Here is a 13103-nt window from a genome sequence, read left to right as displayed (position 1 = left end):
AGAGAGGCGAACACCGTGTCAATTAAAAATGTGCAAAGCGCACATATATCCGCCCAGCTGCGTGACCTGCATGGCTCACTGGTTGAGATCGTAGGGGTGATGAACCGCCCGCAACGCGACGAGGCGATGGTACGCGAGGCCGGGATTTCCCTGGACCGCGCCCTGTTTCCGTTGCTGGTGCTGGTGGAGCGGTTGGGTCCGATTGGCGTGGTCGAGCTGGCCGACCGCGTGGGCCGCGACTACACCACGGTGAGTCGGCAGGTGGCGAAGCTGGAAAGCCTGGGCCTGGTCTTGCGCCAGGCAAGCGCACTCGACCGCCGCGTACGCGAGTCGGTGATTACCGAGAAAGGCAAGGCCATGACTGACCGCGTCGATGATGCGCGGGAGCGGATGGGTGTGTCGATCTTCTCCACCTGGGAGGAAGGCGATTTCGACAATCTGGTGCGGTTGATGCGCAAGTTTGCCGAGGACATCAAGGAAGACTCATTGCGTGCGACTGAGGGCATTTCCTGAGGCCTGATGAGGATTGCTGTGGTGAGCGGGCTCACCACAAGAAGCCCGCTCACCACAGGAAGTTGGTGTGCCACAGGAAATCGTTTCGCCACAAAATCCTGCACACAACATCAATCCAATGCCAGCTCCACCACCCCGCCGTTCAACCGCACCGGCCATACCCGCAAACGCTGGTCCGGCGTCTCCAGGCACTGCCCGTCTTCCAGGCGGTAGTGCTGCTTGTAGATCGGCGCCGCCACCACCAAGTCGCCCTTGATACTGCCGATCAAGCCGCGACCGATCACATTGGCCCCGGATTCCGGGTCGTGGTTGTCGATGGCATACAGGGTCTGGTTCTGCGCCCCCGGCAGGTAGAACAGCGCGACTTGCGCGCCGTCCAACCACACCACCACGCCGGAATTGCTCACTAGGTCGGCCTCGCTGCACACGCTCTTCCAGGTTGCCAGGTTGCGTTGGGTAGTGGGCTGGCTCATCAGGCAATCTCCTCGGTGACGGGAATCAGGTTGAGTTCGGCGGCCATGATCGGCCGGCGCTGGCCGCGTTCCTGGACGAAGTGGATGTCCGGGTCGGGGCGTTTGTCGTTGACGAAGGTGCGGAAGCGCTTGAGTTTTTCCGGGTCTTTGAGGGCGTTGGCCCACTCGCACTCGTAGCGATCGACCACCAGTTGCATCTGCGCTTCCAGCTCGGCACCCAGGCCCAGGCTGTCGTGCAGGACCACGTCCTTGAGGAAGTCCAGGCCGCCTTCCAGGCTCTCGCGCCATACCGACGTGCGCTGCAACTTGTCGGCGGTGCGGATGTAGAACATCAGGAAGCGGTCGATATAGCGGATCAGCGTGGCATCGTCCAAGTCGGTGGCGAACAGCTCCGCATGACGCGGGCGCATGCCACCGTTACCGGCGATGTAGAGGTTCCAGCCCTTCTCCGTGGCGATCACACCCACGTCCTTGCTCTGGGCTTCAGCGCACTCGCGGGTGCAGCCAGACACCGCGAACTTGAGCTTGTGCGGCGAGCGCAGGCCCTTGTAGCGGTCCTCGATCAGCAGCGCCATTTTTACGCTGTCTTGCACGCCGTAACGGCACCAGGTGCTGCCCACGCAGGACTTCACCGTGCGCGTGGACTTGCCATACGCATGCCCCGTCTCGAACCCCGCCGCGATCAATTCGGCCCAGATATCCGGCAGCTCGTGCAGTTGCGCGCCAAACAGGTCGATGCGCTGGCCACCGGTGATCTTGGTGTAGAGGTCGTATTTCTTCGCCACTTCGCCGATCACGATGAGTTTGTCCGCGGTGATCTCGCCCCCCGGAATACGCGGCACTACCGAGTAGGTGCCGTTCTTCTGCATGTTGGCCATGAACGTATCGTTGGTGTCCTGCAGCGGCACCAGGGACGCGTCCATGATCGGCTGGTTCCAGCACGACGCCAGGATCGAGCCCACCGCCGGCTTGCACACGTCGCAGCCGGTGTGGCCACGGCCGTGTTTGGCCAGCAGCTCGTCAAAAGTGATGATGCCTTCCACGCGCACCAGGGCGTATAGCTCCTGGCGGGTGTAGGCGAAGTGTTCGCACAGGCTCTTGTCGACGCTGACGCCACGGGCGATCAGTTCATGCTCGAACACTTGCTTGAGCAAGCCTGCGCAGCCACCGCAACCGGTGCACGCTTTTGTTTGGGATTTAAGTAAGCCGAGGTCGCTGCAGCCGCTGTCGATGGCCGAGCAGATCGCGCCCTTGGTCACGTTGTGGCAGGAGCACAGGGTGGCCGATTCCGGCAACGCGCCGGGGCCCAGGGTCGGCGCGCCGCTGGAGGATGGCAGGATCAGGCTGGCCGGCTCGGACGGCAACGCGATGCCGTTCTGCATGTATTGCAGCAAGGTGTCGTAGTAGCTGTTGTCGCCCACCAGCACGGCGCCGATCACCTGCTTGCCCGCAGCGTCCACTACCAGGCGGCGGTAGCTGGCGCTGGCTTCGTCGATAAACTGGTAGCTGCGCGCGCCGGGCGTATGCGCATGAGCGTCGCCGATGGAGCCCACATCCACGCCGAGCAGCTTCAGTTTGGTGGACATGTCCGCGCCCACAAACGGCTCGGCGGTGTGCCCGCAGAGCAGCGCGGCGACGCCTCGGGCCATCTGGTAGCCCGGTGCGACCAAGCCGAACAGGCTGCCGTTCCAGGAGGCGCACTCGCCAATCGCGTAAATGTTCGGGTCGCAACTCAGGCACGCGTCGTTGATCACCACCCCGCCGCGCGGGCCGATGTCCAGGCCGGCCTGACGGGCCAGCGCGTCCTGGGCGCGGATACCGGCAGAGAACACGATCAAGTCGGTTTCGAGGTATTCGTCATTGGCGAAGTTCATGCGGTAGCGGTAGTGCTCGCCCGCACTGATCGACTGGGTGGCGCGCGACAAATGCACCCCCACACCCAGCCGCTCGATCTGCGCCTTGAGCGCCAGGCCGCCAAAGTCGTCCAGTTGCACCGGCATCAAGCGTGGCGCGAACTCCACCACGTGAGCTTCAAGGCCCAGGCTCTTCAACGCGTTGGCGGCTTCCAGGCCCAGCAGGCCACCGCCCACCACCACGCCGCGTCGCGCATTCGCGGCTGCCTTGCGAATCGCATCCAGGTCTTCAAGGGTGCGATACACCAGCCGCGAATCGCCTTCGGCGCCTTCGATCGGCGGCACGAACGGATAGGAACCGGTGGCCAGCACCAACGTGTCATAGGCCACGCAACCGTTGGCGGTGATCACCTCGCAGCGCGCGCGGTCGATCTCCAGCACCGGCACGCCGAGGTGCAGGGTCACGCCCGGCACCTGGTACAGCGAAGCCTCGGACAAGGCCAGCGACTCGGCATCACGGCCGGTGAAATACTCGGACAGATGCACCCGGTCATAGGCGCGCATCGGCTCCTCGCTGAACACATGCAAGCGGTAGTGATCCAGCGCGCCGCGCTCGATCAGTTGCGCCACACAGTGGTGGCCGACCATGCCATTGCCGACGACGATCAAGGTTTTGAGATGGTTCATAGTAAGCACCCGTCAAAGCTCATCACGGTTTAAAAAAGCAAAAAAAAACGCCTGAAACCTTACGGTTCCAGGCGTCTTTGCCTGTTCTTATGCGGGTTCGGATCAGGCGACTGCGCCGGACTCACCGCTATGCCCCAGGGTGTCGATCGTCGTTGACCGAGGTGGGTTAAGGGGGAGCTTGCAGGGTCTGTGCCAAACGAAGGCGAAGCCTGTGTTCATGGCTCAACTGGCTGATCGGCCATTCTGAGCCCCCCTCCAGCGCCTCCAACTGGTGCACCTCGCGTTATAAAAGTGCACGATTTGCCAGGGGTAAACAGTGTTCTGTGGTGAGCGGGCTTGCCCCGCGCGCGGGCACCACGGTATCAATTTAAGGGGCTGCTGCGCAGCCCAGCGCGGGGCAAGCCCGCTCACCACAAAAAGCCCGCTCACCACAAAAATCCTGTTCATCACAATAGGCCAGTTCACCGACAAACCGCGTCGTGAACAAACTGGCGCGTGACTTGCTAGTAACACGTCAACCAAGCAGTCAACGCTGACTGCCCTCTCACGACAAAGGCGCCGTGTAATCCCCGTTTTCAACGGAGGGTTACAAGGCGCCTTTTTTGTTTACATGGGTTCCAGATGACCAACCAAAGCATCCGCAGTGTGTGTCCTTATTGTGGCGTGGGCTGTGGCATCGTCATGCAGGTCGAGCACAATAAAGTGGTCAAGGTGATCGGCGACAAGGCCCATCCCACCAACTTCGGGCGCCTGTGCACCAAAGGCACCACCTGCGGGCAAGCCATCGCCGACTCCGGGCGCATGGAGAACGCCTATGTGCGCCAGGCCCGCGAGCAAGACCCCGTGCGCCTCGCCATGGACACGGCCATCAGCGAAACTGCGCGGCGCTTGCGCCACGTGCTCGACACGCACGGGCCGGACGCGCTGGCCTTCTACGTGTCGGGCCAGATGTCGCTGGAATCCCAGTACCTGATCAACAAATTGGCCAAGGGCTTCGTGCGCACCGCCAACATCGAGTCCAATTCCCGCCTGTGCATGGCCAGCGCGGGCAGCGGCTACAAGCTGTCCCTCGGCGCGGACGGCCCGCCAGGCTCCTATGAAGACTTCGACCGTGCCGACCTGTTCTTCGTGATCGGCGCGAATATGGCCGACTGTCACCCGATCCTGTTCCTGCGCATGATGGACCGGGTCAAGGCCGGAGCGAAGCTGATCGTGGTCGACCCTCGGCGCAGCGCCACAGCGGAAAAGGCCAACCTGTTCCTGCCGATCAAACCCGGCACCGACCTGGCCCTGCTCAATGGCCTGCTGCACCTGTTGGTGAAAAACGGGCATACCGACCCCGAGTTTATCGCCGCGTTCACCGACGGCTGGGAAGTGATGCCCGCGTTCCTGGAGGACTATTCGCCACAGCGTGTCGCGGGCATCACCGGCCTTGCCGAAGCCGATATCCGCCAAGCCGCCGACTGGATCGGCCAGGCCGCCGAATGGATGAGCTGCTGGACCATGGGCCTCAACCAGAGCACCCACGGCACCTGGAACACCAACGCCCTGTGCAACCTGCACCTGGCCACCGGTGCCATCTGCCGGCCCGGCAGCGGGCCGTTCTCCCTCACCGGTCAACCCAACGCCATGGGCGGTCGCGAAATGGGCTACATGGGGCCGGGCCTGCCGGGGCAGCGCACGGTACTTGTGGAGGCCGACCGCGCTTTTATCGAGGACCTGTGGCAGATCCCCCACGACAGCCTGCCGCGCCAGGCCGGCAGCGGCACCGTGGCAATGTTCGAGCAAATGGCTGTCGGGCAGATCAAGGCCTGCTGGATCATCTGCACCAACCCGGTGGCCAGCGTGCCCAACCGCCAAACCGTGATCAAAGGGCTACAGGCCGCCGAACTGGTGATCACCCAGGACGCCTTCCTCGACACCGAGACCAACCGCTACGCCGATATCCTCTTGCCGGGCGCGCTGTGGGCCGAAGCCGAAGGGGTGATGATCAACTCTGAACGCAACCTGACCCTGATGCAAAAAGCCGTCGACGCCCCCGGCGAAACCCTGCCCGACTGGCAGATCATCGCCAGGGTCGCCTGTGAGATGGGCTTTGCCGAGGCCTTCACCTACGCATCCGCCGCCGACGTGTTCGAAGAAATCAAACGTGCCTGGAACCCCAAGACCGGTTACGACATTCGCGGAGCGAGTTACCCACGCCTGCGTGAACAGCCGTTGCAATGGCCGTGCGCGTCCGTTGATGCCGCCCACCGCAACCCGATCCGCTATCGCCCCCAGGGCAGTCTCACCTTCGCCACCGAAAATGGTAAGGCGCGGTTCTTCGCCCGCCCGCATATGCCGCCCGCCGAGATGCCCGATGACACCTTCCCCTTTGTGCTCAACACCGGCCGCGTGCAGCACCAATGGCACACCCTGACCAAGACCGGCAAGGTCGCCACCCTGAACAAACTCAACCCCGGCCCCTTCGTGGAACTGCATCCCGAAGATGCCACGCGCCTGGGCATCAAGGACAAGGACCGGGTCGAAGTGCGCTCCCGGCGCGGCCATGCGGTGCTGCCGGCCGTGGTCACCGACCGTGTACGGCCAGGCAACTGTTTTGCACCCTTCCATTGGAACGATGTGTTCGGCGAACACCTGGCGATCAACGCGGTGACCAACGACGCCGTGGACCCGATTTCCCTGCAGCCTGAGTTCAAGTGCTGCGCGGTCGCCCTGGCCCGCGTCGCGCTGATCGATCACCAGTTTCTCGACCTCCCTTCCCCCGTAGCAGAGGACTGCACCATGTCGCGCCTCGACGCCTTCGCCGACCTCGCCGGCATCCGTCACCTATCCCCGCCGCCACTGAGCGACAGCGAGCGCACCTACCTCGCCGGCTTCCTCAGCGGCCTGCAATCCAACGCCGCACACCAGGCGGTCGGCGTACCGACAATGCCCGCGAACGCGCCGCTGGCCGACGCCTCCCGGCTATGGCTGAACGGCTTGCTCGGCGGGTTGTTCAGCCACACGCAAGCCCTTGCCGCGCCCTCCCCGGCCGTCACCCTGCTGTGGGCGTCGCAAACCGGCAACGCCGAAGCCCTGGCTGAACGATTCGCCCAGCGCCTGCGCGATGCGGGTATCACAGTGGAGCTGAGCGCGATGTCGGACTTCCCCGCGAGCAAACTCGCATCCACTCACACCCTGGCATTGATCAGCAGCACCTTTGGCGACGGCGACCCACCGGACAATGGCGAAGGTTTCTGGCACAGCCTCAGCACCGCCAAGACGCGCTTGGAGTCGCTGCGCTTTGCGGTGCTGGCCCTGGGCGATCCCAACTACGACCAGTTCTGCAACCACGGCAAGCAACTCGACCAGCGCCTGCTGGAACTGGGCGCCACCCGCCTGCTTGAACGCGTCGACTGCGACACCGAATTCGAAGCCCCTGCTGATGCCTGGCTGGTGCGCTTCCAACAGAGCCTCAACCCGGCAAAACCCGTGGCGCTGGCCGCACCCGCCACGCCTGCCGGCAAGACCAAGCTGTACGGGTCGCGGCTGCTGCTCAACCGGCACCTGAACCCGCACAGCGTCCACAAGGAGACCCGCCAGTTCGCCCTGGACCTGGCCGACTCCGGGCTCAGCTACGAAGCCGGCGATGCCCTGGGCGTGCGGCCCCGCAACTGCCCCGAACTGGTCAGCGAATTGCTCGACCTCACCCGCCTGGGCGCCAATACCAGCGTGAACATCGATACCTTCGGCGATGTTCCCCTGCAACAGGCACTCACCCAGCATTTCGAAATCGCCCGGCCCAGCAGCGACACCCTGGCCTTCATCGCCGAGCGCAGCGCCAACCCAGGCCTCAAGCAGTTGCTCAACCCCGAGCACAAAGCCGAACTGAATAACTGGCTGTGGGGCCGGCAACTGGCGGACGTGCTGCACGAATACCCCATCGAGTGTTCAGCGGACGAATTGCTGGGCACGCTCAAGCGCCTGCAGCCGCGTCTGTATTCGATCGCGTCGAGTGCCAAGGCCTACCCGCACGAAGTCCACCTGACCGTGGCCGCCGTGCGCTACGGCAAACGCAAGGGCGTGTCCTCGACCTTCCTGGCCGACCGTGTCGGTGACGGTGAAGTGCCGTTGTTCATACAGCCGTCCAAGCACTTTCGCCCCCCCAGTGACGGCGAGGTGCCGATGATCATGATCGGCCCCGGCACGGGGGTCGCACCGTTTCGCGCGTTTCTGCAGGAACGCCGGGCGCTCGGGCATCTGGGCCGCAACTGGCTGTTCTTCGGCGAACAGCACGCCGCCACTGACTTTTACTACCAGGATGAACTGCAAGGCCTACAGCGCGACGGCCTGCTCACCCACCTGAGCCTGGCGTTTTCCCGCGACCAGGCGCAGAAGGTCTACGTGCAAGATCGCATTCGCGAGCAAGGCGCCGAACTGTGGCGTTGGTTGCAGGACGGCGCCAAGCTGTACATCTGCGGCGATGCCAGCCATATGGCCAAGGACGTCGACCAGGCCCTGCGCCAAGTGGCGCAAACCCACGGCGGGCTTGGCGTTGAGGGTGCCGTCGATTACTGGCGACAGTTGAGCGAGCAGAAGCGTTACCTGCGTGATGTGTATTGATTGGATACAGAACAATATGCAGTTTGTATTGTGTACAAAAAACCCTAAAGGTTTGTGGAAGCCAGGCCGAAACAGCAGTGATAGCAAATCGCCTCAATCCTGCTCAGGTGCGCGGCGGTTTGGCCGCCCTTCACGCTGATGGTCGTCTCGATGAAAATAAAAAATAAGCTGGTACTGGCATTTGTCTCTGTAGCGTTTATCCCGGTGAGCTTGGTGGCCGTGATTTCGGTCATGAACACCCGGACCCAGGCGGTGGATCAATTCATCGATGGCAGCACCCGGGAAATCCGACAGATCGATGGCAACATCCGCCAGTTTTTCGACGGTACGCTGCAAAACGTCGATCAAATGGCCACCGATCCTGTATACACATCGCTGAACACCCTGAAAAACTACCAGCCCGCCGACGCGGCCAGCCAGCCGATGCCGGCAGAGGCGCAAGCCGTGATCGACCGCTTCGCGCGTTTTGGCGCCACACACCCGGCGGCGGCGATCCTGTCCATCGGCCTGGAAGACGGCACCTACGCCAAATGGCCGGATGACCCGCAACTGGCCAAATACGACCCCCGTACCCGCCCTTGGTACAAGGCGGCCATGGCCAGCCCCGGCAAGACCGTGCGCACGCCGGCTTACTACTACGACAAAGATGACGTGGCGCTGGTGGGCACTGCGCGAGCATTGTTGGACAACGGCAAGGCCAAGGGCGTGTTCGTGGTCAGCGTGTCGTTGAAGAATCTCACCGAGCTGGTCAAGAGCATCAAGCTGGGCGAAAGCGGCTACGTGATGTTGATCGAAGACGGTGTGGTGCTGGTGGACCCGCGCGATGCGGCCCACAGTTTCAAGCCGCTCAAGGACTTGGGCGCACCCTATGCGCATTTGGCCGACACGCCGCAAGGCTCCACCGAGGTGGTGATCGACGGCGTGCGCTACATGGCCAACGTGTGGACCTCCCCCGGCCTCGGCTGGCGCTACATCGGGTTGATCGAACACCGTGAAGTCATGGCCGAAGCCACGCGCATGACCTACCTCACCGCAATCATCGTCGGCGTGCTGGTACTGATCTTCGGCCTGATCGCGGCGGCGTTTTCCAAGGTCATCGTCAAGCCCATCGGCCAGGTCAGCACCGGCCTGCAGTCCATCGCCCAGGGCGAAGGCGACTTGCGCCACGAGCTGCAGGTACAGGGCAAGGATGAAACCGCCGAATTGGCCGGCTGGTTCAACAAGTTTCTCGCGGCGATCCGCCAACTGATCCAGCATATCGGCGCGGCCTCGGCCAATTTGCAGAACGCCTCCAAGGTCAACAGCGAGGTGGCGCACAACATGAACGAGGCGGCCGGCCGCCAGCGAGAGGCGGTTGAATTGGTCTCCACCGCGTTCAATGAAATGGTGGCCACCGCCAACGAAGTCGCGCGTTCATGCAGCGGTGCAGCCGAGTCCGCCGAGAACGGGCACCGTCGCGTGGCCGAGGGCAAGCAGCAGATCGAAGTCACCACCGACAACGTCAACCGCCTGGGGCGCCGCCTTACCGAGTCGTCCCAGGCCATGGTCGAACTGGAAGCCGGCAGCCGCAGCATCAACCAGATCCTTGGCACCATCCGCGCGATTGCCGAACAGACCAACCTCTTGGCACTCAACGCCGCCATCGAGGCCGCCCGCGCCGGTGACCAGGGCCGTGGCTTCGCAGTGGTGGCCGATGAAGTGCGTGCCCTGGCCAAGCGCACGTCTGACTCCACCGGTGAGATCGAGCAACTGCTCGGCACCCTGGAAAACAAGACCCAGGAAGTCACCCAGAAGATGGGCAGTTGCCTGGACTTGTCGCGGGCCAGCGTGTCGTCCATCGAAAGCGCGCGGGACAGCTTTGAAGGCATCCAGACGTCGGTCAACGAAATCCGCGACCAGAACCTGCAGATCTCCGCCGCCGCCGAGGAACAACACAGCGTGGCCGAGGAGATCAACCGGCATATCCAGCAGATCTACGACGAGGCGCGGCTGGTGGAAAGCCTGGCCAACTCGGCGCAGGACGACTCTGGGCGGTTGTCGAATTTGTCGGATGAGCTAAATGGCTTGGTGGGGCGATTCAAGTCCTGAGAAAGTCAGCGATTTGCTGCCACATCGCGCCAGGGTTGGAATACATCGGGAAGCGCCCGCACTCGGCAATCGGCGCCAGCCGCACGCCGTGGGCCTGGATGTGCGGCAGGTAGGACAGCCCGGCGTTCTGCTCGCCGTACATGAACAGCTTCGGGCAGGGCAGCCCGAGGAACTTGCCCATCAGGTCGGCGTTATCGGAAAGCTCGACCATCGACTGGAAGATTCCGCGCACGGCGCCCGCCCGTACCTTATGGCGCAGGCTCGCCGAATACAGCGCGCTGGCCAAGCTCGACAGGCTGATGCGCGTACGCGCGGCCAAAGCATGGTGGCTGGGCAACGCCACCATCAAGCGGTCGTCCCGCAACGGCAGCGACTGAACCGTCGGGCCCAGGTCGCCGTCCAGCCGGGCAAAGGCCAGGTCGATATTCCCTGCTTCCAGCGCCGGCAGCGCTTCCACGCTGTCGATCTCGCGCACCGCGGGCAGTATCGCCGCGCCGCGAACGCTCGAACAGCGTGACCTCGAGCGCCTGCTCCAGCACCTGGATCTGCTCGATCAACGGCGGCTGCGACACCCCCAGGTACTATCCCCCCACGCTAACCACGATGCGAAGCGAGCCGCTCTTGCTCTTGCTCTTGATCTTGATCTTGATCTTGATCTTGATCTTGATCTTGATCTTGATCTTGATCTTGATCTTGATCTTAGGCGCCCCGTCAAACACGCTGGCCGGAATTCGACAGGGATTTGGGGGGTAAACCGGCAGGGATGCCGGTTTAGCCGCCCCGCGCCATGGATGGCGCGTGGCGGCGGCCCCCCAAATACCTGTCGGATTACGGGCACACCGAGCCTAGGCGAGGTGCCGAGTGTTGGGGCAAGAGCCTTTTGCTTACTTTTGGGCTTTTCAAAAGTGAGCCGCCGTAAGGACGGAACCCATAGCAGCCGTTACCTAAATAACGGATATGTACCCGATCAGATCCAACATCCAGGTCGGCTGTCAGGCCGCCTTCGCGAGCAAGCCCGCTCCCACATTTGGATCGCGGGGCAACAGTCAGAGCGTGGTCGGCTGTTAGGCCGTCTTCGCAGGCAAGCCAGCTCCCACAGTTTTGAATCGCGGGGCAACAGTCAGAGCGTGGTCGGCTGTTAGGCCGTCTTCGCAGGCAAGCCAGCTCCCACAGTTTTGGATCGCGGGGCAACAGTCAGAGCGTGGTCGGCTGTTAGGCCGTCTTCGCAGGCAAGCCAGCTCCCACAGTTTTGAATCGCGGGGCAACAGTCAGAGCGTGGTCGGCTGTTAGTCCGTCTTCGCAGGCAAGCCAGCTCCCACAGTTTTGGATCGCGGGGCAACAGTCAGAGCGTGGTCGGCTGTTAGGCCGTCTTCGCAGGCAAGCCAGCTCCCACAGTTTTGAATCGCGGGGTGACAGTTAGATTGTGGTCGGCTGCTAGGTCGCCATCGCTGGCAAGCCAGCTCCTACAGTTAGATCGCGGGGTGATAGTTAGATTGTGGTCGGCTGTCAGGCCGTCTTCGCAGGCGAGCCAGCTCCCACATTTAGATCTCGGGGTGACAGTTAGATTGTGGTCGGCTGTTAGGTCGCCATCGCCAGCAAGCCAGCGCCTACAGAGGAACGGCCATATGACTTCGCTGTAAAACCATCCACCCCAGAAACGCTTGAAGCCGGGCCAAGAACCTCTCACCGTCAGCACCCGGGTTTCGAGCCTCAAACAGAAAAAACGCCACCTGCGTCACCCGCATCGGATACCTCTGCACGAACAGCGCAACATACTCCTCCAATGTCTGCGGCCAAGTCGCGCCCTCTACCCCGCACGCTATCTGCGTCGCCCTGATCAGCTTGCGTGACGCTTCGCGCTGCAGGCGAAGCCGCTCGTGTTCGGTGTCGGCACGCGCAATGCGGCTGAGGTAAGCGCTCAGCACCGCTTCAAAGTCACCATTCACAGCCAAGGCGATGTCCAGTGATGGCCGAAACCGCTCGAACTGCACCGCCAGATCATTGCCCCATACGCACCGGCAATGGTGCTTGAGCCAGAACCCCCAACGATGTTTATTCTCAACAGCCAGTACCTGCGCGCGGCTGCCGATATCGAAATCGACCTTGGTGACTGACGGGTGCCGCAACTCCAGGTCGCACCGAATCCGTTCCAACCGCTCCAGGCTCGCAGCGGTAGGCGGCTCGCTCAGCACCAACGTGAGATCAAGATCGGACACACCCGGCAGCGCATCGCCGCGTGCAACACTGCCATAGACGTAAATGCCGTCAACCCCCAAGCCTGGCTGCGAGAGCAGGCCGCAGGCATCCTCGAGCAAAGGCTGAAACTCACGCTGCACGGGGGCGTCGGGAACCGTGAGGATAAAACCCTCGGCGTCCACACCCATGGGTTGCGATGCACTCATGGGCGATGCCTCTCGATCACCAGGCCTTCTGCCTCAGTCGGCACGCAGAAATGGCGGGTAATCAGATCGAACTCGGCATCAGTGGCGGCGAAGTCATGCTCACCCTGGGCATTGCGCGCGTGCAGCCGGGCCCGGCAGGTGGCGTCGTCCAGTTCAAGGTAATGCAGGCAGTGCCGGACCTTGGCGACCTGTGCCAAGCCCAGCAGCCATTCGCGGTTAGCCAAGGTGTTGGCAGGGAAATCCAGCACCACGTTGGCACCCGACTGCAGCACATTGATCACCAATGGGCCCAACACGCCGCGTATTCGCTGGGCACAACGGATGTAGTCGGCAATGGAGCGGATTTCACCGGGGTAAAGCGTGGCAAGCCAGTGGTCTTCGCTGAGCACAATGGCCGCGTGCTCGGTGGCCAGGGTCTTTGCGAGCGTGGACTTGCCGGAGGCGATCTTGCCGCAGAGCAAATGCAGGGTTGGCATGGCAAG

General features: G+C 62.8%; 8 protein-coding genes and 2 pseudogenes. 4 read left to right on the top strand and 6 right to left on the bottom strand.

What is annotated here, in order from left to right; all coding sequences use genetic code 11:
* Nucleotides 1-15: 15 nt before the first annotated feature.
* Nucleotides 16-513 (top strand): MarR family winged helix-turn-helix transcriptional regulator, encoded by a 498-nt coding sequence (locus KHP07_RS07400; RefSeq protein ID WP_256581759.1) that lies wholly within the window; start codon nt 16-18, stop codon nt 511-513.
* A 110-nt stretch (nt 514-623) separates the two neighbouring features.
* On the opposite strand, the gene nirD is transcribed toward KHP07_RS07400, so the two are convergent.
* Nucleotides 624-986 (bottom strand): nitrite reductase small subunit NirD, encoded by a 363-nt coding sequence (gene nirD, locus KHP07_RS07395; protein ID WP_078048666.1) that lies wholly within the window; start codon nt 984-986, stop codon nt 624-626.
* Nucleotides 986-3526 carry a nitrite reductase large subunit NirB gene (gene nirB, locus KHP07_RS07390; protein WP_214496901.1) on the bottom strand — a complete coding sequence of 847 codons (2541 nt, stop codon included), beginning with the start codon at nt 3524-3526 and terminating at the stop codon, nt 986-988. The genes nirD and nirB overlap by 1 nt, the downstream gene beginning before the upstream one ends.
* A gap of 621 nt (nt 3527-4147) precedes the next feature.
* Between nirB and KHP07_RS07385 the strand changes: the two genes are divergently transcribed.
* From KHP07_RS07385 to KHP07_RS29825, 3 genes and pseudogenes are all read left to right on the top strand, one after another.
* Complete coding sequence (locus KHP07_RS07385; protein WP_214496900.1) at nt 4148-8131, top strand: bifunctional nitrate reductase/sulfite reductase flavoprotein subunit alpha; 3984 nt, start codon at nt 4148-4150, stop codon at nt 8129-8131.
* Nucleotides 8132-8269: 138 nt separating this feature from the next.
* Nucleotides 8270-9364 (top strand): annotated as a pseudogene (locus tag KHP07_RS29830) (cache domain-containing protein); the annotation flags it as partial.
* An 87-nt stretch (nt 9365-9451) separates the two neighbouring features.
* On the top strand, nt 9452-10219 hold the full coding sequence (locus KHP07_RS29825) for a methyl-accepting chemotaxis protein (RefSeq protein ID WP_371857077.1): 768 nt from the start codon (nt 9452-9454) through the stop codon (nt 10217-10219).
* Here KHP07_RS29825 and KHP07_RS29475 read toward each other — a convergent pair.
* The 4 genes and pseudogenes from KHP07_RS29475 to KHP07_RS07355 form a co-directional block, all read right to left on the bottom strand.
* Nucleotides 10209-10797 (bottom strand): annotated as a pseudogene (locus KHP07_RS29475) (LysR substrate-binding domain-containing protein); the annotation flags it as partial. The gene KHP07_RS29825 and the pseudogene KHP07_RS29475 sit on opposite strands and share 11 nt — an antisense overlap.
* A 3-nt stretch (nt 10798-10800) precedes the next feature.
* A complete protein-coding gene (locus tag KHP07_RS07365) occupies nt 10801-10938 on the bottom strand; it encodes a hypothetical protein (RefSeq protein ID WP_214496899.1) in 138 nt (45 codons plus the stop codon).
* A gap of 888 nt (nt 10939-11826) precedes the next feature.
* A complete protein-coding gene (locus KHP07_RS07360) occupies nt 11827-12621 on the bottom strand; it encodes a nucleotidyltransferase domain-containing protein (RefSeq protein WP_214496898.1) in 795 nt (264 codons plus the stop codon).
* Complete coding sequence (locus KHP07_RS07355) at nt 12618-13097, bottom strand: P-loop nucleotide/nucleoside kinase family protein (RefSeq protein WP_078048670.1); 480 nt, start codon at nt 13095-13097, stop codon at nt 12618-12620. The genes KHP07_RS07360 and KHP07_RS07355 overlap by 4 nt, the downstream gene beginning before the upstream one ends.
* Nucleotides 13098-13103 lie beyond the last annotated feature (6 nt).

It is taken from the genome of Pseudomonas sp. VS40 (assembly GCF_018587885.1).
In the GTDB taxonomy this organism is placed as follows: Bacteria; Pseudomonadota; Gammaproteobacteria; order Pseudomonadales; family Pseudomonadaceae; genus Aquipseudomonas; species Aquipseudomonas pergaminensis.
Note: the sequence above shows the minus strand (reverse complement) of the source record. Positions and strands in the feature narration are given on the sequence as shown.